Annotated in this window: 17 protein-coding genes and 1 pseudogene; 10 read left to right on the top strand and 8 right to left on the bottom strand. The window is 68.9% G+C overall.

Annotation, left to right across the window (positions count from 1 at the left end):
- Positions 1-69 precede the first annotated feature (69 nt).
- Together ACXJLU_RS21370 and ACXJLU_RS21365 are read right to left on the bottom strand one after the other, a co-directional pair.
- A pseudogene (locus ACXJLU_RS21370) lies at positions 70-396 on the bottom strand (alcohol dehydrogenase); the annotation flags it as partial.
- A gap of 48 nt (positions 397-444) precedes the next feature.
- The gene (locus tag ACXJLU_RS21365) at positions 445-1,128 is read right to left on the bottom strand and encodes a TetR/AcrR family transcriptional regulator (protein ID WP_457334416.1); all 684 of its coding nucleotides are present in this window, start codon (positions 1,126-1,128) and stop codon (positions 445-447) included.
- 113 nt (positions 1,129-1,241) lie between these two features.
- Here ACXJLU_RS21365 and ACXJLU_RS21360 point away from each other — a divergent pair, with 113 nt between their 5' ends.
- The 7 genes from ACXJLU_RS21360 to ACXJLU_RS21330 are packed head-to-tail and all read left to right on the top strand — an operon-like array spanning position 1,242 to position 8,242.
- Entirely contained in the window at positions 1,242-1,673 is a 432-nt protein-coding gene (locus ACXJLU_RS21360) for a DUF2147 domain-containing protein (protein ID WP_457334414.1), read from the top strand.
- A gap of 37 nt (positions 1,674-1,710) precedes the next feature.
- A complete protein-coding gene (locus ACXJLU_RS21355) occupies positions 1,711-2,601 on the top strand; it encodes a TorF family putative porin (protein WP_457334412.1) in 891 nt (296 codons plus the stop codon).
- A 2-nt stretch (positions 2,602-2,603) separates the two neighbouring features.
- Positions 2,604-4,193: a xylulokinase gene (locus tag ACXJLU_RS21350; protein ID WP_457334410.1), complete on the top strand. Its 1,590-nt coding sequence runs from the start codon at positions 2,604-2,606 to the stop codon at positions 4,191-4,193.
- Positions 4,190-4,882 (top strand): class II aldolase/adducin family protein, encoded by a 693-nt coding sequence (locus tag ACXJLU_RS21345; protein ID WP_457334408.1) that lies wholly within the window; start codon positions 4,190-4,192, stop codon positions 4,880-4,882. Before ACXJLU_RS21350 ends, ACXJLU_RS21345 begins: the two co-directional genes overlap by 4 nt.
- Positions 4,879-6,372 (top strand): aspartate aminotransferase family protein, encoded by a 1,494-nt coding sequence (locus ACXJLU_RS21340; protein ID WP_457334406.1) that lies wholly within the window; start codon positions 4,879-4,881, stop codon positions 6,370-6,372. The genes ACXJLU_RS21345 and ACXJLU_RS21340 overlap by 4 nt, the downstream gene beginning before the upstream one ends.
- A gap of 10 nt (positions 6,373-6,382) precedes the next feature.
- The gene (locus ACXJLU_RS21335) at positions 6,383-7,021 is read left to right on the top strand and encodes a hypothetical protein (RefSeq protein WP_457334404.1); all 639 of its coding nucleotides are present in this window, start codon (positions 6,383-6,385) and stop codon (positions 7,019-7,021) included.
- 39 nt (positions 7,022-7,060) lie between these two features.
- A complete protein-coding gene (locus ACXJLU_RS21330) occupies positions 7,061-8,242 on the top strand; it encodes an MFS transporter (RefSeq protein WP_457334402.1) in 1,182 nt (393 codons plus the stop codon).
- Here ACXJLU_RS21330 and ACXJLU_RS21325 read toward each other — a convergent pair.
- Complete coding sequence (locus ACXJLU_RS21325; RefSeq protein WP_457334400.1) at positions 8,196-10,478, bottom strand: carbohydrate-binding protein; 2,283 nt, start codon at positions 10,476-10,478, stop codon at positions 8,196-8,198. The two genes, ACXJLU_RS21330 and ACXJLU_RS21325, sit on opposite strands and share 47 nt — an antisense overlap.
- A 178-nt stretch (positions 10,479-10,656) precedes the next feature.
- Positions 10,657-12,246, bottom strand: coding sequence for a beta propeller repeat protein (locus ACXJLU_RS21320; RefSeq protein ID WP_457334398.1), 1,590 nt, complete (start codon positions 12,244-12,246; stop codon positions 10,657-10,659).
- A gap of 173 nt (positions 12,247-12,419) precedes the next feature.
- Here ACXJLU_RS21320 and ACXJLU_RS21315 point away from each other — a divergent pair, with 173 nt between their 5' ends.
- Positions 12,420-13,202 carry a hypothetical protein gene (locus ACXJLU_RS21315; RefSeq protein ID WP_457334396.1) on the top strand — a complete coding sequence of 261 codons (783 nt, stop codon included), beginning with the start codon at positions 12,420-12,422 and terminating at the stop codon, positions 13,200-13,202.
- Positions 13,203-13,238: 36 nt separating this feature from the next.
- Here the strand turns inward: ACXJLU_RS21315 and ACXJLU_RS21310 are convergent, their stop codons facing one another.
- Complete coding sequence (locus tag ACXJLU_RS21310) at positions 13,239-15,155, bottom strand: B12-binding domain-containing radical SAM protein (protein WP_457334395.1); 1,917 nt, start codon at positions 15,153-15,155, stop codon at positions 13,239-13,241.
- A 73-nt stretch (positions 15,156-15,228) separates the two neighbouring features.
- On the opposite strand from ACXJLU_RS21310, the gene ACXJLU_RS21305 reads away from it, so the two are divergent.
- Entirely contained in the window at positions 15,229-16,464 is a 1,236-nt protein-coding gene (locus ACXJLU_RS21305) for an AAA family ATPase (RefSeq protein ID WP_457334393.1), read from the top strand.
- A 42-nt stretch (positions 16,465-16,506) separates the two neighbouring features.
- Complete coding sequence (locus ACXJLU_RS21300) at positions 16,507-17,433, top strand: amino acid ABC transporter substrate-binding protein (RefSeq protein WP_457334391.1); 927 nt, start codon at positions 16,507-16,509, stop codon at positions 17,431-17,433.
- A 22-nt stretch (positions 17,434-17,455) separates the two neighbouring features.
- On the opposite strand, the gene ACXJLU_RS21295 is transcribed toward ACXJLU_RS21300, so the two are convergent.
- Genes ACXJLU_RS21295 through ACXJLU_RS21285 form a run of 3 tightly spaced genes read right to left on the bottom strand, consistent with a single transcriptional unit; the run spans position 17,456 to position 20,725 of the window.
- A complete protein-coding gene (locus tag ACXJLU_RS21295) occupies positions 17,456-18,235 on the bottom strand; it encodes a DeoR/GlpR family DNA-binding transcription regulator (RefSeq protein ID WP_073466193.1) in 780 nt (259 codons plus the stop codon).
- A gap of 44 nt (positions 18,236-18,279) precedes the next feature.
- Positions 18,280-20,466, bottom strand: coding sequence for a phosphocholine-specific phospholipase C (locus ACXJLU_RS21290; RefSeq protein ID WP_457334389.1), 2,187 nt, complete (start codon positions 20,464-20,466; stop codon positions 18,280-18,282).
- A 43-nt stretch (positions 20,467-20,509) separates the two neighbouring features.
- Positions 20,510-20,725: a hypothetical protein gene (locus ACXJLU_RS21285; protein WP_457334387.1), complete on the bottom strand. Its 216-nt coding sequence runs from the start codon at positions 20,723-20,725 to the stop codon at positions 20,510-20,512.
- Positions 20,726-20,836: the final 111 nt, after the last annotated feature.

Genomic DNA, 20,836 nt, shown 5'->3' with positions numbered 1-20,836 from the left:
ATCGTAGGCGGCGACGATGCGATCGAAGCAGAACCAGTGGGTGATCGCCAGGCCGCGATCCGGTTCGCTGCATGGGGCGGCTGCCGGCTTCAGGTCGCTCAGCATCACCAGCGACGCCTCATCGGTGCCGGGCGGGACCGCGTACAGGCTCGTGTCTGCATGCGGGATGCGCACATAGTGGGCCTGCGTGCCGTCGATGCGGTGGCCGAGCAATCAGCCGCCGTCGCTGCACCGCGAGGGCAAACTCGGCACGTCGCCCCGGACGATCCGCAGGTCGATGTCGGACAGCGTGGTCCGCGTCATCCGCACGATGGCGTCGGTGGCGGCGAGCAGGGTCGGCTTGCGGCGTTCCTCGAGCGCCTTCTGGCAGGGGCCGAGGTAGACGAGGGCTTTCATCGACAGACCGGCACGGTGGGGCGCGGCGCGCCCGTTTCCGATGGGGATTCAGCGCCTGCGACGGGGCGGGGTCTGTGCGGTGGGCAACACGCTGGGCTTCACCCGCCCCAGATGACTCGCGATCATCCCCGCCACCGTCCGCGCCACCGCGGTCGCATCGAGCGGTTCATCGAACAGCATCTCGACCGTCGCGTAGACCAGCTCCACGACGATCCGGCTGACGAGCTGCAGCTCGGCCACATCCGCCCCCGGCAGCACGCTCGCCAGCATCTGCGCCTGCTCGCGCGTCACCGCGGCGTGTGACGCGAGCCGCACCTCCTGCAGCGCCGGCACGGCGCGCAGCGCCCGCATGATCCACACGCCGCCTTCGGTCTGCGCAGTCGCTTCATGCGTCGCAAGGATCAGCCCCTCGAGTGCCCGCTCCAGATCCTCTGCCGTCCCGGCCAGCACCTCGGGCGAGATCCAGTCGCCGATGCGCTCGTTCTGCGCCTGCATCAGCCGCTGCCCCAGCTCGCTCAGCAGCGCGTACTTGTTCGGGAAGTAGCGGTACAGCGCCGGCGGCGTCAGCCCGGCGCGCTCGCACACCAGGTTGGTCGACAGCCGCTCGATCCCCACATCCGCCAGCGTCTGCGCCGTGACTTCGAGGATGCGCTCGTAGGTGTCGGTCGCGCGCTGCTGCGCCGGCTGCTTCTTGGTCGCCAGCGCGGGCTGGTTCTTCCGGGGTGTCGGCATCGTGGTGGGCAGGTGGCTCAGGGATTGTCCGGTGATCGGCGGTCGATCAAGTGGGTGACAAAACGATAGTCATGACTATAAACTAGCGATGACTACTGACTGAGGGCGGCGACATGAAGTGGATGTCTTGCGTTGAGTGGGTCACGGGCGTGATGTTGAGCTCGCTGGTGCTGTCTGCCATGGCGGCCGGCCCCGACGACGCGAAGGGCCTGTGGCAGACCGCCGAGAAAGACGCCGTGATCGAGTTCAAGCCCTGCGCCGACCGGCCCGCCGCGCTGTGCGGCCGCATCGTCTGGGACAAGGACGCCGGCACCCCGGCCGACACCTGCGGCGTGCTGATCGCCCAGCTCGAGCGCTACGACAACGATGCCTGGCGCGACGGCTGGGTCTACGACCCGCGCGACAAGAAGAAATACAAGGGCGTGCTGCGCGTCAAGTCGGGCGACCTCCACATCCGCGCCTTCGTCGGCGTCGAGGTGCTCGGCCAGACCGAGCAGCTCAAGCGCGTGGCGGCACTGCCCGACACGCCGGTCTGCAAACCCTGATCCCGGTCCGCTTCAACCCCCACCCCTGGAGACGCCCATGCAACCGACCTTGTTCAGCCGGCCGCCGGTGCCCATCGGCCTGCTGCTGCTCGCCATCACCGTGCCAACGTTCGCGGCCGAGAGCCAGACGGCGAGCTACGCCGTCGACACCGAGGTGCGCGTCACCTCCGACCAGCGCACCCGCGGCATCTCCGATTCGCTGAACGGCCCGGGCGTCAAGCTCAGCGTGCAGGCTGCGCACGAGAGCGGCGTGATCGGGCTGGTCGAGTTCTCGTCGGTCAGCAAGAAGCAGTTCCTGCAGGGTGACGGCTTCGGCATCACGCTGGGCGCCGGCTACCGCTTCGGCGATCCGGAGGGCTGGCACTTCGGCCTCGGCCTCGCCGCCGAGCTGTTCCCCGGCGCCAAGTTCGATGCGCCGCACGGCTTCGACTTCGAGAACTTCGTGCCGACGGATGTCCGCAGCACCAACTACAACTCGCAGTTCGCGGTGCTCGAAGTCGGCTGGGGCGCGATCGAAGGCCGCGCGCTGAACGTGATCTCGAAGACCTACCGCGGCGCCGACACGGGTGGCGTGTGCGGCACCATGCTCGCGCTGATGCCCGACCCGACCGCCGGCCTCGAGTGCTACGCCCGCGGCGACAACAACTCGCGCGGCAGCTGGCTCTACGACCTCGACTACAAGCACCACCTCGACCCGGTCACCACGCTGAACCTGCACGCCGGCTACCAGAAGATCGAGAACTTCAAGGAAGCGAACTTCTCCGACTACCGCATCGGCATCACGCACAAGCGCTGGGGCTTCGAATGGAGCGCCGACTGGGTCACCACGCACACCCGCGTGCGCGAGCTGTACCTCGCGCAAGACGGCGACGAGCTGAAAGCGACCGACGGCAACAAGTTCTTCGTCACCGTGTCCCGCAAGTTCTAGAGATGGCGATTGACGAACGGCTGGTGCTCGCGGTCGACCTCGGCACCTCCGGCTGCAAATGCGCGCTGGTGGCGATCGACGGCACGGTGCAGGCCTGGGCCTTCCGCGCGGTGCCCTTGCACGTGCAGGGCGCCGCGGCCGAGCAGGATCCGAACGACTGGTGGGCCGCGTTCATCGCTGCGGCCGGCGAGCTGCTGGCCGATGAGCGCCTGCGCCGTCGCGTGGTCGCGGTGTGCTGCTCGGCGCAGACCGAGGGCACGGTGTGCGTCGACAGCGCCGGCCAGCCGATCGGCCGTGCAATGACCTGGCTCGATGCACGCGGTGCCGATGCCATCGCCCGCCGCGCCCGCGGCCGCGGCCTCAACATCGAAGGCTACGGGCCGCTGAAGCTGTGGCGCTGGCTGCGGCTGAGCGGCGGCGCGCCATCGCTGTCGGGCCGCGATTCGGCCGGCCACATCGCGTGGCTGCACGACCACGAACCCGAGCGCTGCGCCCGCACGCACAAGTTCCTCAACGTGCCCGACTACCTGAACCTGCGCCTGACCGGCCGCTTCTGCGCGACGCAGGATTCGGCGCTCACCAGCTGGGTCACCGACAACCGCGACTCGCACCACGTGCGCTACGACGCCGGCCTGCTGCGCCTGCTCGGCGTCGACGCCGACAAGCTGYCCGAGATCGTGCGCTCGACCGAGGTGCTGGGCCCGCTGCTGCCGGGCGTCGCGCTGACGCTCGGGCTCGACCCGAAGACGGTCGTCGTCGGCGGCGCGATCGACACCTCGGCCGTCGCGGTCGGTGCGGCAGTCGCCGACTACCAGACGCACCTCTACCTCGGCACCTCGTCATGGCTGGGCGCGCACGTGCCGGCGATGAAGACCGACGTGCGCCACAAGATCGCCGCGGTGCCGTGCGCGGTCGACGGGCGCTACCTCGCGATGGCGCTGCAGTCGACCGCGGGCGCGAACCTGTCCTTCCTGCGCGACCGCATCCTGTACCACCCGGACGAACTCGCCGGCGACGAGGAACAGCCCGCCGTCTACGAGCTGCTGAACCGCATCGCCGCGCGCGTGCCGCCGGGCGCGCGTGGGCTGATCTACACGCCGTGGCTGCACGGCGAGCGCACGCCGGTCGACGACCCGCGGCTGCGCGCCGGGCTGCTGAACCTGTCGCTGGAGCATTCGCGCGAGGACATCTTCCGGGCCTTCCTGGAAGGCGTGGCGCTGAACACGCGCTGGATGCTGGAGCCGTTCGCGCGGCTGCTGGGCCGGGACGTGGGCACGGTCACCGCGGTCGGCGGCGGCGCGCAGTCGGACGTGTGGTGCCAGATCATGGCCGACGTCACCGGCCAGCCGATCCGCCAGCTCGAGAGCGCGATCCAGGCCAATGCGATCGGCGCCGCCAGCATCGCGTGGGTCGGCATCGGCGCGCTGCAGTTCGCCGACCTGGCCGCACTGCGCCGCACGCGCCGCACCTACGAGCCGGCCAGCGCGCTGCGCCGCCTGTACGGCGACAAGTTCGAGACCTTCAAGGAGGTGCACAAGCGCCTCGCGCCGCTGTATCACCGGCTGAACGCGCCGCAAGGGGCCGCGGCATGAACGGCACCGCGCTCGTTCGCCAGACCGTCGTCGACCTGTGCGTCGAGCTGTCGCTGCGCGGCTACCTGGCCGGCACCGGCGGCAACATCGCGCTGCGCATCGATGCCGAGCGCATCGCGGTGACGCCGTCGGCCACCGACTACCTGACGATGACGGCCGCCGACGTGTGCGTGCTGCACCTGGCCGACCTCGCGCCGCTCGAAGGCACGAAGCCGCCGTCGGTCGAGACCGGCCTGCATGCGCGCGTGCTGCAGGCGCGGCCCGACGTGCAGTGCAGCATCCACACCCACCAGCCGATCGCCAGCGCCTGCGCGCTGCTCGGGCAAGCGCTCGATGTGCCCGACGGGCCGTGGCGGCAATCGCTCGGGCGCAGCGTGCCGGTCGTCGGCTACGCGCCTTCGGGCACCTCGTGGCTCGTGGCCCGGCTGGCGCGCAGCCTGCGCCCCGACACCCACGCCTGGCTGATGCTGAACCACGGCGTGCTGTGCTGCGGCCCCAGCCCGGAGGCGGCTGTGCAGGCCGTCGAAGACCTGGAGACGCTGGCCTGCATGCACCTGCGGCAGCGCATCGCGGCGCGCGCCGAGGTCGACGCAACCGCCGATCCGGCCCAGCGCGATGTCTTCGCGTGGCTCGATGCCGAGCTGGCCGATGCCATCCACCTCGCGACCAAGAACAGACCTGCACCATGAGCAATCTCGCACCGATCCACTCCGCCGCTGCGGCACCCCCGACAACCGCCACCAGCGCCATCTCTGCCTGGCCCGATGTCGATTCGCTCTACCGCCGCTTCGACGAGCTCGTCAAGCAGCCGATGCGCCCGATCCGCCGCGACGCGATGGCCGGCGTGCTGCGCCACTTCGACGAGCGCTGCGCCGGCTCGCGCCGCCTGGCCGAGCAGGCGCAGGCGGTGATCCCCGGCGGCGTGCAGCACAACCTGGCGTTCAACCATCCGTTCCCGATCGCGGCGGCGCAGGCCCACGGCGCGCACCTGACCGATGTCGACGGCAACCGCTACATCGATTTCCTGCAGGCCGGCGGCCCGACGCTGCTCGGCTCCAACCACCCGGTGGTGCGCGCGGCCGTCAACCGCGTGCTCGACGAGTGCGGGCCGGTCACCGGGCTGCTGCACGAGTACGAGGTGAAGCTCGCCGAGCTGGTGTGCCGCGCGATGCCGGGTGTCGAGATGCTGCGGCTGCTCGGCTCCGGCACCGAGGCGGTGATGGGCGCGGTGCGCCTCGCGCGTGCGTACACGCGGCGCAAGTGGGTCATCAAGATCGGTGGCGCGTACCACGGCTGGAGCGACCAGCTCGTCTACGGCATGCGGCTGCCCGGCACCGGCCGCATGGAAGCCATCGGCATCCCGCGCGGCGCGACGGCCCACACGCAGGAGTGCCACCCGAACGACCTCGACGCGCTGCGGCGCAAGCTGCAGATCAACCGGCTGCGCGGCGGCACTGCGGCCGTGCTGCTGGAGCCGCTCGGCCCCGAGAGCGGCACCCGCCCGGTGCACCCCGACTACAACCGCCAGGTGCGTGCGCTGTGCGACGAGTTCGGTGCGCTGATGGTCTTCGACGAGGTGGTCACCGGGTTCCGCATTGGCATGGGCGGCGCGCAGGGCTACTTCGGCGTGAAGCCCGACCTCACGGTGCTCGGCAAGTGCCTGGCCGGCGGCTACCCGATGGCCGGCGCGATCGGCGGCCGCCGCGACGTGATGATGCTGCTGGTCGGCGGCATCGGCACGACGGCGCGGCGCGCCTTCGTCGGCGGCACGCTGTCGGCGAACCCGCTGTCGTGCGTCGCCGGATTCCATGCATTGCAGGAGGCCGAGCGGGTCGACGCGGCCGGTGTCGCGGGCCGCGCCGGCGACCGGCTGCGCAGCGGGCTGGAGACGCTGATTGCCGCGCGCGGCCTGCCCTACGTGGTCTACAACATGGGCTCGATCGTGCACCTGCAGACCTCGGGCGTGCTGCTGATGGACACCAGCAGCCTCTACAAGCTGTACCGCGCGAAGGACGAGGCCAAGGCCCGCAAGCACATGATGGAAGAGATGGGCGCGGCCTACACCGCGCACGGGCTGATCACGCTGGCCGGCAGCCGCCTCTACACCAGCCTGGCCGACACCGACGAGGTGATCGACGATGCGCTGAACCGCTTCGAAGACGTGTTCAAACTCGTGTGACGTGGACGCCATGACCACCGACGAGATCCTGCGCACGCAATGGCTGCCATTGCGCGAACGCCTGCAGTTGAAGCACCTGCTGGGCGGCGAGGGCGCGAGCCTGTCGCTGCGCGTGCCGGCCACGGCGGCGATGTGGTTCGGCACCGTGCGTGACGCGGCACCCCGGCGGCTGCCGCTGCAGCATCAAGACAACGAAGGAGGGGAAGAGGGCGCCCATGCCGCGGTTTACCGCGCACGCCCTGACGTGGGGGCCATCGGATGGGGTGGCGGGTCGTTCGGCGTTGCGCTCGCCGACTTTGGCGGCACGATGCCGCAGCTGTTCGACGAACAGGCCCGCCACCTCGGCCCGATGGCCCCAGCCGCGTCGCTGGACACCCTCGCACGCTCACTGCAACGGCGTGGCAACGTGCTGCTGCTGCAAGGCCGGCCGCTGTGCCTGGGCACGACCGCGACGCGCCTCGCGCTGAACGCCGAGCTGTTCGAGAAATGCGCCAAGGCGCATGTGCTCGCGGTGGCCGCCGGCGGCCGCGTGCATGCGTTGCCGTGGTGGGTGCGGTGGATCGCCAACGGCCGCATGCGCAAGGATGCATCGCGGGCCGAAGCCCGCTTCGCGCAAGGCCTGCTGCCCGAAGAGAGCAAGGGATACTGACCGGCCAGAGGCCGCGCAACCACACGAGGAGAGCCCCGCATGCCCGCGAACGACGCCCCGCCGATGCCCACCCGCCAGGTTGCCGCGGCGCTGGCCGTCGGCACCATCGCCGTGCTGATGATCGGCGTGCAGCCGATCCTGCTGGGCGAGCTGGTCGACGCGAAACAGGTGAGCCTGGAGGGCGTCGGCATCGTCGCGATGGCCGAGATCATCATGCTGGGCCTCGGCGTCGCGCTCGGCGATGCGCTGCTGCCGGGCGCGCAGTTGCGGCGCATCACGCTGGTCGCCGCGCTGCTGGCCGCGTGCCTCGACCTGCTGACGATGCGGGCCTCGGGCGACGCCGCGATGACGGCGGTGCGCGCCGCCGCCGGCTTGGCCGAGGGCGTGCTGGTCTGGGGCACGACCGGCGTCATCGTGCGCCACGCCAACCCGGCGCGGCTCGGCGGCATCTTCTTCGTCGTGCAGACGATCGCGCAGGCGGCACTCGGCGCGCTGCTGGCCCATGCGGTGATTCCGCGTGCGGGGTGGCAGGGCGGTTTCGCGGCCCTCGCGGTGCTGACGCTGCTGCCGTGCGTGCTGGCCTTCCGGCAGCCGGCGCGGCTCGCGCCCTTGGCGCTGCCGGCGGTGTCGGGCTTCCGCTGGTCGGTGCCGACGCTGCTGCCGCTGGCGGTGGCCTTCCTGCAGCTGGCCACGCTCGGTGCGTTCTGGGCCTACCTCGAACCGCTGGGCAAGGCGGCGGGTTTCGACGCGCGCGCCGCGCAGACGCTGATCGCCGGCGTGCTGGTGATGCAGGTCATCGGCGGCAGCATCGCCGCGTTCGCGGTCGGGTGGCTGCCGGTGCGGCCGACGCTGGTCGCCTGTTCGGCGCTGCTGGTCGCGGTGATGGTCACGCTGCACGCGCTGCCGCCAGGGCGCACGGTCGATTTCGCGATCGGCTGCGCGGTGTTCGGCTTCGTGTGGATGTTCATGCTGCCGTTCCACATCGGCCTGGCCTTCGGGGCCGACACCAGCGGCCGGCTGGCCGGGCTGGTGCCGGCCGCCCAGCTGCTGGGCAGCGCCTTCGGGCCGCTGATGGCGTCGTTCATCGTCGAGGGCGACGAGGCCGGCGCCGTGCCCTGGCTCAGCGCCGGGTTCGCGCTGACGGCCGCGGCGCTGTTGCTGGCACTGCTGGTGATCAGGGCAGCGGCACGACCGCGCCCTGCAGGTAGCGGTTCGCCTTGACGAGCCACCAGCGGTCATCGGTCAACGGCAGGTTGCCGAGGCCGATGTTGTCGGTGGAGTCACCGACGCCGGCACCGAACATCAGCGACACCACGCCGGCGTTCTTCGCCTCCTGCAGGTGGCTGCCCCAGGTGATCTGCGCACCGTTGGACGTGACCTTCGGGTCGCCGGCCGCGTTGGTCTTGTAGTAGCTCGCGGCAAAGATGCTCGGCGTCGCGGTGAAGGTGTCGCCGAAGAAATACGTCGGCGCGGTGTCCTCGTAGTGCCGGCTGGTGGTGTTGTTCAGCGTCGCGAACGGTGCACCGGTGGCAGGGTTGGCACCGACCGAGCCGTTCACATGGCCGGCCGGCAACTGCCACAGCACCACCGGCTTCTTCAGCGCGGCGTTCAGCGTCTGCACGTAGTACAGGTAGTTGTTCCAGTGGTCGGCGTTGAACTGCCACTTCGCGTTGCCGGCCGCGCCACCGTCGTAGCCGTACTTGTCGAACGAGATGAAGCTCGCGCCGTAGCTGGTGATGCCGGCCGCGTTGTAGTAGTTCGCGACGCGCTGCGCGCTGGCGGCGATGAACGGCCGGCCGGCGCTCCAACCCTTCTCGGCGGTGTCGGTGATGTGCATCAGGCCGTTGGTCGAGGCACCGCTCTGCGCATCGCTCCAGATGTTGATCTGCCAGCCGTACCACGCATTGCGGCTGCGCTTCTGCACGATGTAGTTGACCGCCTTGACGAGACCCTCGAGCGTGTTCGGGAACTGCGGGTCGCTCGCCGTCAGCACGCCGGCGGCATAGGCCTGGTCGACGCGCGCGGTGATCTGCGACGGCTGCAGCCCGGAGTTCTGCATCATGTAGCCGATGAAATCCGGCTCGATCACGTAGCCCACCGGGTCGTCGCCGGCCTCGGTGTTCGCGATGTCGATGGTCTTGACCCAATCCTTGAAGTACGCGCCCATGTAGGTCGCGTCCTGGATGTGGGCGAGGTCGGTCGGGTAGCTCTCGCCGCCATCGGCGATGTTGTAGAACACGAAGACCGGCACCATGCCGAGCTTCTTCGACTCGCGGATGAAGTTGGTGGCGCGGAAGCACGGCACCGTGGTCCAGGTGCACCAGCTGGTGTTGCCGGGCACCGAGGCGCCGCCGTTCAGGTAGATGTAGCGCAGGTCGGCGCGGGTGTTGAGGTCGCCGCTGCCGAAGTTCTGCCAGTTGGCGAGGGCGCTGGCGCCGTCGTCCGACACCGAGCCGATCGACACGTGCGCCGGCAGGCCGGGCAGGCTGCCGTCGGGCTTCTTCACCCGCACGCCGACCCAGCGGCCGTTGCCGTTGTTGTCGAGCACGCGGATGCCGGCACGGCCGGCGCTCAGCGCGGTGACGGTGAGCTTGCTGCCGCTGACCGACACGGTCGCGACCTTCGGGTTGTTGGAGGCGACGGTGAAGGTCGGGTAGGTGACGCCGGCGACGCTGAGGTCGAGCGTGACCGAGCCGGCCGCGAGCGTGCTCTGCAGCGACTGGCCGCCGATGTCCCACTGCTTGATGCCGATCAGCGAGGCATTGCCGACGGTGGTGCTGGCCGCATCGCTCAGCGTGGCGCCGGCGGCGTTGATCAGCTTCAGCTGGTAGGTGTAGAGGCCGAGCTTCTTGCCGGTGATCTGGATGGTTGCCGTCTGCGCTGCATTGCCGACATCGGCCAGCGTGCCGGACTGCACCTTGACGCCGTCTTCATACAGCTCCCAGGTGGTGCCGCTGATGCCCCACCACTTGTTCCAGACGATCGGGAAGTTGCCGGCGTGGTCGTAGTTCTGGATCTGCAGCGTGGGCTTGGCGGGCGCGCCGACCGGGGCGGGTGCGGGGGCGGGCGCAGGGGCCGGTGCGGGCGAAGGTGCTGGCGCGGGAGCCGGGGCTGGCGTAGGCGCAGGAGCGGGTGCCGGTGCGGGCACGGGGGCCGGCGCAGGTGATGGTGCGGGAACCGGTGCCGGTGCGGGTGCCGGCGGCGTGCCGCCACTCGGCCCGAGGTCCTGCCACAGGCTCGCCGTCGTCGGGTTCCAGCCGGTGCCGGTGTAGTCGGTCTGCGCGACCCAGGCCTTGTAGTCGTGCCCGGCGTACGACACGATCGTGCCCGCCGGGTAGAAGGTGTCGGCCTTCCATGCGGGGTAGGCCGCGTGAACCGCCACGGCGGCCACGGCCAGCGTCAACGCGGCAAGGGTGCGGCGTGCGGTGACGCCCGGCTTTGAAGTGGGATGGACCATCGGAGTTCGCCCTGAAGTTGTAGTCGGGACCCCGGAGGGATCCGCGCTTTTACAGCCCTGGCACGAACATAACCAATTAAGTACCAGTCGATCGGATTGTGCCTCTGATCGACGGGTGCGAGCGCGGTCTCCGGCAACGAGCGAGTAAGCAGGTGTTGAGGAGCCGTTGCGATGCCGCCTACTTCTTCTGCGCCGCCTCGAAGGCCTTGGCGTCGAAGTTGCTGTACTCCGTCTTCCAGGTCGCGCCTTCGTCGGCCGACGACTGGACCGAGAACAGCCCGTGCAGGCCGCGGTCGACCGCAAAGGCCTTGCCCGAGGGCAGCAGCACCAGGCGGCTCTCCAGCGCGAACGGACTGCGCTTCTTCCAGGTCTTGCCGCCGTCGTCGCTCGCGTGGAGCTCGCGGTCGCTGAAGACGCCGCCCGGGTTCAGCAGCGCACCGCCGAGGGTCTCGTAGGGCGGTGCGACCTTCACGTTGAAGTCGGACTTGATCTCCTTCCAGGTCGCGCCCTGGTCCTTCGACAGGTAGAGCGACGCGAACACGCCGGCGAAGCCGCCGCCCGGCGAGGTCAGCAGGCTCAGCGAGCCGGTCGGGTTGACCTCGATCATCACGATGCGGCTGCCGTTCGGTGCGGCCTGGCTGCGCCAGCCGCCGCTCGCATAGTCGAGCGAGTGGATCTGCCCGGTGCTCAGCGCGTAGGCCAGGCCTTGCGGCGTGCGCCAGATCCACAACGAGTTCTGCCCGCTCCAGTAGCTGCGCGCGACGCTTTCCTTGCGCACCGGCGTCCAGGTGCCGGCGGCCAGGCGAGGCGACTTGAAGAGCGTTACCTCGGTGCCGCTCTGTTCGGCGATGTACCAGCCGGTGCGGTCGTTGCCGTCGACGAACAGCAGGTTGCCGGGCGGCAGGTCGCCGGTGTCGATCGGCACCAGCCGGTCGCCGCCCGGCGGCAGGCGCAGGAGCGTGCTGAACTCGCCGGCCGCGATCAGGCTGGCATCGGGGCGGTCGACCGGGGTCACGTGCAGCAGCGACTCCAGCCCGGTGCTCGGCAGCACGCGCCAGTAGCCCTCGGTCGAGCGGATCAGCAGGCTGCCCAGGCGCGAGGCGGCGACGACCCGGCCATCGGACAGCTCGACCATGTTGTCGGCGCCGACCGGCCGCAGCCGCGCGTACTCCTCGACCCGGTCGTTCGACGTGCGCATGCCGTCCCAGCCGCCGGGCGTGGTGCCGGCGAAGCGCTGCGCCTGCTCGGGGGCGAAGCGCTGCATCATCGGCAGGTTCGACGTGATGGTCGCGCTGCGCCCGACGACGACGTTCGTGTTCACCGGCGTCATGATCAGCCGGCCGAGGTCGGTCGGCGTGCCGGGAACGATGGTGAAGTGGCCGATGCGCTGGCGCATCGTCGGCGTCATGCGCAGGTATTGATTCGTCGCGCTGTTCGACAGCCCCGAGAACTCGTACGCGCCAGCCGGGAGCACGCCGACGAACAGCGAGGTGTCGCGTGCGAGGCCGGGCGCGACCTGGGTCAGGTTGAAGATGCTGTTGCCGGAACTGCCATCGGCATTGAGCCGCGTCACCGAGACGACGTCCATCGCGGTGACCTGGGCGGTGTTGCCGGTGATGCTGACCACGGCCACGCTTTCGTTCGCCTTTGGCGGCGTCTTCAGCGGGTCGGGCGCGGTGCTGATGGTGGTGCAGCCGGCGGCCGCGACGAGGGCACAGGCCAGCAGCGCATGCCGCAGGGCGCGGCGCGCAGGATCGATCAGGTTCAAGGGAAACTCCTCCGGGTTGTGTCGCTCCCGGGAGCTCGCTCGGCTCCTCGGGCAGCCGCCAGTCTAGCCGCCTGTCAAGGACGCACAAGGGGGTGTTGACGCCGGCCGGCAAGCCTCTACCATCCGCGCCTTCTTGCGGGTCACCGACCCGCGTCGGCAACGGGAGCGCATTGATGGCAACGAAGATGAGTGGATCGGTGTTTCGTGGATGGTTCGGTGCGCTGCTCCTGGCAACAGGCGCCGGCGCGTGGGCCGCCGAGGTGCCTCGTGCCGGCTACGCGGTGGTCTCGCTGATCGGCGACAAGCTCTCGGTGGTGACGCACGAGGCGAGCACCGGCACGACGATCGAGCGCAATCGCACGCAGAGCCTGCCGGTGGGCGGCGGCGTGTTCGATGCCGAAGCCATGACGCAGGCCGAAGTGGCGCTGAAGCGCCTCGACGCCGGCGCACGCGTGACGCTGTACGACCTCTCGTCGCCGGCGATGTTCGAGCAGCAGGATCGGTTCTTCGACGGGGGGCGGCTGAAGTTCTCGCCGGCTGTCGTGGCGGCGATGCGCAAGGATGGCGCCACGCACCTGGTGCTGATCACCAAGCAACAGTCGACCGCGCGGCTGCAGGCGGGCGAGAACAACAGCCTGGGCAGCGGCTACCTGCAGGGCCTGGGTTTCTACATCGACCGTGCCGTCGGCATGATCAGGCCCACCACCGGCGAAACCGGCCGCGGGTTCTTTGCGCCGTACGTCTTCGCGAAGCTCTCGTTGATCGACCTCGCATCGCTGGAGGTGGTGAGCGAGTCCCGCATCAAGGCGAACTACTCGTCTGCGTCGGTCGGTGTCGCGCAATCTCCGGATGCCTGGGATGCCCTCACGCCCAAGGGCAAGATCGATGCGCTGAAGGAACTCATCGACGAACACGTGCCGAAGGCGGTCGAGGCTCTCATCGCTCCGCGTCCTTGAGTTCCGATGGCGAGGGGTGGTCGGCCTCGGGCGCCCTCAAGCCACCTGCTGCAGTGCCTTCGCGATGCGGTGCCGCGCCACCGTCGGCTTCGGCATGCGGATGTCGAACCAGCTGCGCACGTCGGCGTCCAGCCCGATGCCGTGCATGTAGTTGTAGATGGCCTTCTTCAGCGCGCGGCCCATCGCATCGTGGTCGGCGCCGGTGGGGTCGACGAAGCCGACGTCGTTCTTCGCGAAGCGGCCCGCCGGCAGCGGCAGCAGCGTGATGCCGTAGTCCTCGGGCTGCTTGCCCACCGGCGAATGCACGGTGCAGGCGAAGCGGTGGAAGAAGCCGCTGCTGATGCAGCCTTCCTCGAACAGCTGGCGCACGTATTCCAGCGCGTCCACCGTGTCCTGCTCGTTCTGCGTCGGGAAGCCGTACATCAGGTAGGCGTGCACCAGGATGCCGGCTTCGGAGAAGGCCTGCGTCACGCGCGCGACCTGCTCGACCGACACGCCTTTCTTCATCAGCTTCAGCAGCCGGTCGGAGGCCACCTCGAGCCCGCCCGAGATCGCGATGCAGCCGCTCGCAGCCAGCTCCTGGCACAGCTCGCGGTCGAAGGTCTTCTCGAAGCGCACGTTGCCCCACCACGAGATCTCGACCTTGCGGCGCTGCAGCTCGGCGGCCAGCGCGCGCAACGCCTTCGGCGGCGCCGCTTCGTCGACGAAGTGGAAGCCGGTCTGCCCGGTCTCCTGCACGATGGCCTCGATGCGGTCGACCAGCGTCGCCGACGAAGCCTGCTCGAAGCGCGCAATGTAATCGAGGCTCACGTCGCAGAAGCTGCACTTCTTCCAGTAGCAGCCGTGCGCCACCGTCAGCTTGTTCCAGCGGCCGTCGCTCCACAGCCGGTTCATCGGGTTCAGCATGTCGAGCAGCGACAGGTAGCGGTCCAGCGGCAGGCCATCCCAGGTCGGCGTGCCGGTCTGGTCGAACGGCACGTCGGGCTCGGCGAAGCTGTTCATGTAGCGGACCGCACCCGATTCGGCGTCGCGCACGAAGCTGCGCACCAGCCGCTGCTGCGAGCGTTTGCCTTGCAGGTGATCGATCAGCGCCAGCAGCGGGCGTTCGCCGGCGTCCAGCGTCACCACGTCGACGAAGTCGAACACCCGCGGCTCCGACAGCTCGCGCAGCTCGGTGTTGACGAAGCCGCCGCCGAGCGCGATGGTGATCTGCGGGTGCTGCGCCTTCACCGCCTGCGCGATGCGCAGTGCCGCATACATCGAGCCGGGGAAGGGCACCGACAGCAGCAGCAGCTGGGGGCGGTGGCGCTCGATCGCGGCCAGCGCGAGCGCGGCCAGGCGCTCGTCGACCAGGTTGGGCGTGGCCGACAGCGCGGCCGCGAGCGGATCGAAATCGGGCTGGCTCGCGGCCAGCTGCTCGGCGTAGCGCACGAACTCGAAGCGGCCGTCGATGGCATCGCGCAGCACGTCGGCCAGGTCGTTGAGGTAGAGCGTCGCGAGGTGGCGGGCGCGGTCCTGCAGGCCGAGCGCGCCGAAAGCCCAGGCGAGCGGGTCGCCGCCCTCGTCGTCGACGTAGACGTCGAGCGAGCGGAAGCGCGCGCCCTCGGGCAGCCAGTCGCGGCCGACGATGCGGTGCGCCAGCGTGGCGTCGCGCCCCTGCAGGAAGCGGATGGTGGGGCCGATGGTCGCGCGGTAGCGGTCGAACGCTGCGAGGAAGTGGGTCACTGGCTCGCTGCGGGCTGGGGTGGCGATCGCCTCGGCGCGCTCTCGGATCTGGTCGAGGCCTTGCGATGACAACAGATCGAGCACCAGCGCGAGCGCCAGGTCCTCTTGCACGGCGGGGATGCCACGCGAGCGCAGGAAGCCCGTGAGGTACGCCGTCGACGGGTACGGCGTGTTGAGCTGCGTCATCGGCGGGATCACGGCCAGGACGCGGAAATCTTCGGTGGACATCGGAGGGGCGGGCAGAGGGAGGCGAGCAGGCCGCATTGTCGGCGATACACCCGTGGCGCCGTCGAGTGCGGGCATGACCTCGCCCCAAGCGACACTTGTGCGGCCAAGACCCGCCACCTCCACCATGCTCATTGAATTTTCCGTGGCCAATTTCCGGTCGTTCCGGGAGCGGCAGACGCTGTCGATGGTGGCCTCGCCACGGCTGCGCAAGGGCAGGAACACCTTCAAGGCGCTGCTCAGTGGCGAGAAGTTTCCAGACCTGCTGAAGGCGTGCGCGGTGTATGGGCCGAATGCGGCGGGGAAGAGCAATCTGCTGCTGGCGCTGTCGACCGTTGGATTGATGGCGCGCTTGTCGCCGAATGCGCAAGCCACCGTGCTGCCGGTGATGCCATTCGCGCTCGATCCCGCGCTGGCACAGACCCCGAGTTCATTCGAGGTCCATTTCATTCAGGAGGGGCTGCGATACCAATTCGAGCTGGCAGCGACGCGTTCGAGGATCGTGCACGAGCGGCTGGTGTTTTTCCCGCAAGGGAACGAGACCCTGTTGTACGAGCGGCGCTGCGCCGACGAAACCGAGGGCTACACCTTCGGCCCGGAACTCGAAGGCGGCGAGGCCCTGCATCAGGCTTGGCGGAAACTGACGCCAACGAACTTACTGTTCATCTCGCAGGCCGTCGCAAACAGCAACGCGGCGTTGAAGCAATTGCGGCGTCCATTTACTTGGCTGAGCCAGGGTGTCGAAGTGATGATGAGCGGCATGCAGAGGTATGTCGCTTCAGCTCAGTCATTGGCCGCGAACGGTATCCCCAGCCTTGCGGAAGGTATCGCCGCATTTCTGCGGGACCTGGATGTTCCGGTGTCCGCGTTCAAGGCGGAATCTTCCTCGGCTCAGGTGAAGACGACCTTGACCCATCGCACGGCGCTTGGCGAGGCTGAGCTTTCCTTCGACGATCAATCGGGGGGAACGAAGAATCTGATCGGATTTTTCGTCCCCTGGACACTCAAGGGTTGCAACGGACGCTCGGTGGTCGTTGTCGACGAACTCGGCAGGAGCCTGCATCCGAAGATCGTCGCGGCGCTGATCGACAAGCACTTGGCCAACGAGGATGCCTCTCAGCTGATCTTCACGACGCACGACACGCACCTGATGGACACGAAGCTGCTGCGCCGCGACCAGATCTGGATCGTCGAGCGCGATGCCAACGGTGCGACGCAGCTTCGGTCGGTGCATGACTTCGAGAAAAATCCCCCGAAACAAGGGGGTAGAGGGATCGATCCAGTGCGACCTTCATCACGGATATGCGAATAGGGTAAACCCTATAATTCCGCCCTTTTGGTCGGAGCTTCCAAGATGTTCTCCCCTTTTCACGGCGTGATGCGCCACGTCGTGCGTCACATGCCGGCTCTGCTGCTGCTTGCCGGCGCAAGCAGCGCGGCACTGGCCCAGGCGCCCACCGACACGATGGCCCGCATCCGCGAGACCAAGGTCATCGTGCTCGGCGTGCGCGAAGCCGCGCGGCCGTTCTCGTTCCTCAATGAACAGAAGCAGCCGGTTGGCTATTCGGTCGACCTGTGCCTGAACGCCGTCGAAGGCATCAAGCGCGAACTGAAGCTGCCCGACCTGAAGGTTCAGTACAAGGTCGTCAGCGGGCCGGAGCGGATCCCGAAGCTGCTGAGCGGCGAGATCGACCTGGAGTGCGGCTCCACCACCAACACCCGCGCGCGCCAGGCGCAGGTCGACTTCAGCTACACCTTCTTCGTGGCCGCGATGCGCCTGCTCACGCCGAAGAACGTGCAGGTCGAGTCGGTCAAAGACCTGAACGGCCTCGCGGTGGCACTCAGCAAGGGCACGACCTCCGAGAAGCTCTTCAACCAACTCGCCAACGGCGAGTTGCATGCACAGCTGCAGACCTTCGCGAGCAACGGCGAGGCCTACAAGGCGCTGAAAGAAGGCCGCGTGCGCGCCTTCCCGCAGGACGATTCGCTGCTGCTCGGCCTGGCCTCCAACGACAAGGCGCTCGACACCTTCCAGGTGAGCAACCTGGCGCTGTCGGTCGAGCCCTATGCGGTGATGCTGCGCAAGGGCGACACGGCCTTGCTCGCATCGGTCGACCGCAGCCTGTCGCAGCTCTACACCAGCGGCGAGATCAACGCGCTCTACACCAAGTGGTTCCTGACCGACGCGCTGACGATCAAGATGAGCCGCCTGACGCGCGACAGCTTCGTGCGTCCGAACAAGGAAGCCGGTGTCGCGATGCTGCTGGGCTTCTCGATCTGATTCGCGCCGCTCGGCGAGTCGGTCAGACCAGGGTCAGCGCGCAGCCTGCGTTCGCGAGCGCGTCGAGCGCGGCCGAATCCCTGGCCTTCTTGTTGGTGATCAGTTGATGAACCTGCTCGATGCCGCAGAACGCGACCCGGGCACACACACCGATCTTGCTGTGGTCGGCCAGCAGCACGGTGCGGCGGGCCTGCCGTACCATCGCGCGCGCCAGCTCCGCCTCGGACGGATCGAAGCTGCTGGCGCCCATGTGGGCCTCCACGCCGACGGGCGAGAGCAGGGCCCAGTCCACCCGCCAGCGCATCACCTCGGCCACGGTGGCGTCGCCGTAGTTCGCGGCAAGCTCCGGCCGGGGTCGTCCGCCAAGCACATGCACCTGGTGCCGGGGTGAGCCGCCGTCCAGCGTCGGGCCGGCCAGCTTCAGCGCCACGTCGAACGAGTTGGTGATCACCGTGAAGTCGCGCAGCGAGGCCAGCTCCTGCGCCAGCATCGACACGGTACTGCCGGCATCGATGAACAACGACTGGCCCGGCTGCGGCAGGCGTGCTGCAGCTCGCACGATCGCGCGCTTGTCCAGCGCGTTGGTCCTGGTGCGCTGCGCGAGCGGCGGCTCGGCCGCGGTCTCGCAGGCCATGACGCCACCGAACACGCGGCGCAGCTGTCCGGCCGCCTCCAGCGCCAGCACGTCGCGCCGCACCGTCTCGCGCGACACGCCCAGTTCATTGGCGATGCGCTCCGTGGTGGCCAGCCCGTCGCCTGCAAGCAGGGCCTGGATGCGCTGATGACGATCTTGCTGAAGCATGCCGCGATGATGCCGCAAGCCGCCCGCGGGGCGGCTTGCGGCGTTCAGCGGGTGATGGCCGGCTGGTCGCCGACGGCGGGGCCGAACATCGCCGGATCGCTGACCAGGTGCGCGCCGGTTTCCAGGCGCCCGGCGAAGCGGCGGCTGTAGCCCGGCAGTGTCGGCACGCCGACGCTGAAGTCGTACCAGTTGCCGCTTTCCTTGAGCGCCCACGCCAGCGACTGTTCGCCGCCCGGGGCCACCGTCACCGACTGCAGGGTGGCGTCGAAATACGCATTGGCCCGCACGCTGAAAGTGCAGCTTGCCGCGCCGGTGTTGTGCAGCTTCAGCACCAGGTCGCTGTTGGCGACGTCGTAGCAGACCTGGATCTCCGGGTTCGGCTGGCCCGCGGGGGCGAGCGTGCTGGCGTTGCCGGTGAAATGGCGGTGCAGGCCGGCGGGCCCGAGCACCCAGAGGTCGTAGACGCCCTGGTCCGCCGCCAGCGCCCAACTGCCCCGCAACTGCTTGCCGGCCTCGACGGTGTAGCGGCGAGGGACGGCGTCCAGGTGCAGGCGGTCGTAGACATGGAAGACCGCAGCTGCACGGCCCGTATTGGAGAAGATCAGCGTGATCTGCTGCGAAGCCGGGGCGCAGACCGCACTGACATGCAGTTCGTACGGCAGCGCGCGCGACGGGCGCGTGCCCTTGGCCTGCACAGGCATCGCGGCCTGGCTGGGCAACGCGGGCACGGTCCGCTTGGGCAGGGCGCGGGCTCGGTCCGCCAGCGTGGTGGTTGCGGGCAGGTTCTTGAAGAACTCGGCGTTGTTCGGGTCGGCGAAGTTGAAGGCCGAGGTCATGTCGCCGCACACCGCGCGGCGCCATGGCGAGATGTTGGGCTCCTTCACGCCGAAGCGCTGCTCGATGAATTGCAGCGGCGACGTGTGGTCGAACACCTGCGAGTTGACCCAGCCGCCCTTGCTCCACGGCGAGATCACGTACATCGGCACGCGCGGCCCGAGGCCGTACGGCCTGTGCAGCAGCGAGGGTTCGTAGGCCGCCGTGTGGTAGGCCTTCAGGTGCTCGTGGTACTCGGCCGCGGTGTCCACCGTGCTCGCGCCGGCCAGCACCGCCTTGGCCGGATCCGCATCCCAGCTGGTGAACGAGGGCGGCGCGGGCGGCGGCACGTGGTCGAAGAATCCGTCGTTCTCGTCGAAGTTGAGGAACAGCACGGTCTTGCTCCAGACCCCGGGGTTGGCGGTCAGCGCATCCAGCACCTTGGCGGTGTAGTCGGCGCCCTGGGCCGGGCTCGACGGCCCGGGGTGTTCCGAGCCTTCGGCTGTTGCCACGATGAAGGTGACCTGCGGGAGCGTACCGGCGAGCACGTCTTCCTTCAGCTTGTCCAGGTCGCGCGTGCCGACCCCGCGCTGCCGCAGTGCCTCCGAGTAGCCGGGGCGCTGGTAGTACGCGTCGCGGAAGGCGTGGAACCCCGCCAGGCAGTTGTCGGTGAAGTTGTCGTCCATGTTCTCGTAGACCTGCCAGGTGATGCCGGCGCGCTCGAGACGTTCGGGATAAGTCGTCCAGGTGTAGCCACCGTCATTGCCGGGGTTGGCATCGAACCAGTCGTAGTCGTTGTACGTGGCCGGTCCGTTGCCGAGCGCCAGGCCGTCGTTGGTGCCGGTCCACGCGAACAGGCGGTTGGTGTTGGTGCCGGTCTGCGAGCTGCAGTGGTAGGCATCGCACAGCGTGAACGCATTGGCCAGTGCGTACTGGAAGGGCAAGTCGTCCTGTGTGTAGTAGCCCATCGCATGGTTCTTCTTGTAGGTGGTCCAGGTGCTCATGCGCCCCTGGTCCCACGCGTACTGCGCGTCGCCCCACGAGTGCGGCGTGCCCTCCACCCGCATCACGTCGAAGTTCTGCACGGTGTTCAGGTGGAAGGGCGCGACCACGGCCGGCACGGCACCGGCCACGGCATTGGGCTGGGACCAGATCGTGCGGCGCTGGATGGCGCCGGCGTCGGCGACCGGGATCGCGAACGGGTCGGCGAAGCCGCGCACGCCGTTGAGCGCGCCGAAGTAGTGGTCGAAGGAGCGGTTCTCCTGCATCAGCAGCACGATGTGCTCGACATCCTTCAGCGTGCCGGTCGTGTTGTTGGCCTGGATCGCCAGGGCCTTCTGGATGGCGGGTGGGAACAGGCCCAGCGCGAGGGTGGAACCTGTGGCGGTGCGGAGGAAGTTACGGCGATTGAGTGTCATGGCGTCGGGGGTTCGGTGGCGTGGCGAGGCTGCGCAGCGGCGCTCAGGGCGCGCAGTGCAGGTCGCGGGTGTTGCCCGCCGAGCCGCAATCCTTGTTGTCGTTGCTGCCGCCGCAGGCGGTCAGCGCGACGGTCATCGCGAGGGCCACGCCCCACGCGAAGCGCCGGGCCGATGCGGTCGCAGTCGGCGCGGACGATGTGTCGGGCAACGGTGTGCCGCGGGCCGGGTCGGCCGGCCGGCTGGTGTGAATGACGTGCATGGGAGGAGCTCCGGCGGGTGTGGGATCGATCCACCCATGCTATGTGGCAATTATTGTGTTTGTGTGACTCTGTGCTTTTGTGTTTGGCGGGCCGGCGCAGATCCACGCCGC

It is taken from the genome of Rhizobacter sp. P5_C2 (assembly GCF_054049715.1).
Note: the sequence above shows the minus strand (reverse complement) of the source record. Positions and strands in the feature narration are given on the sequence as shown.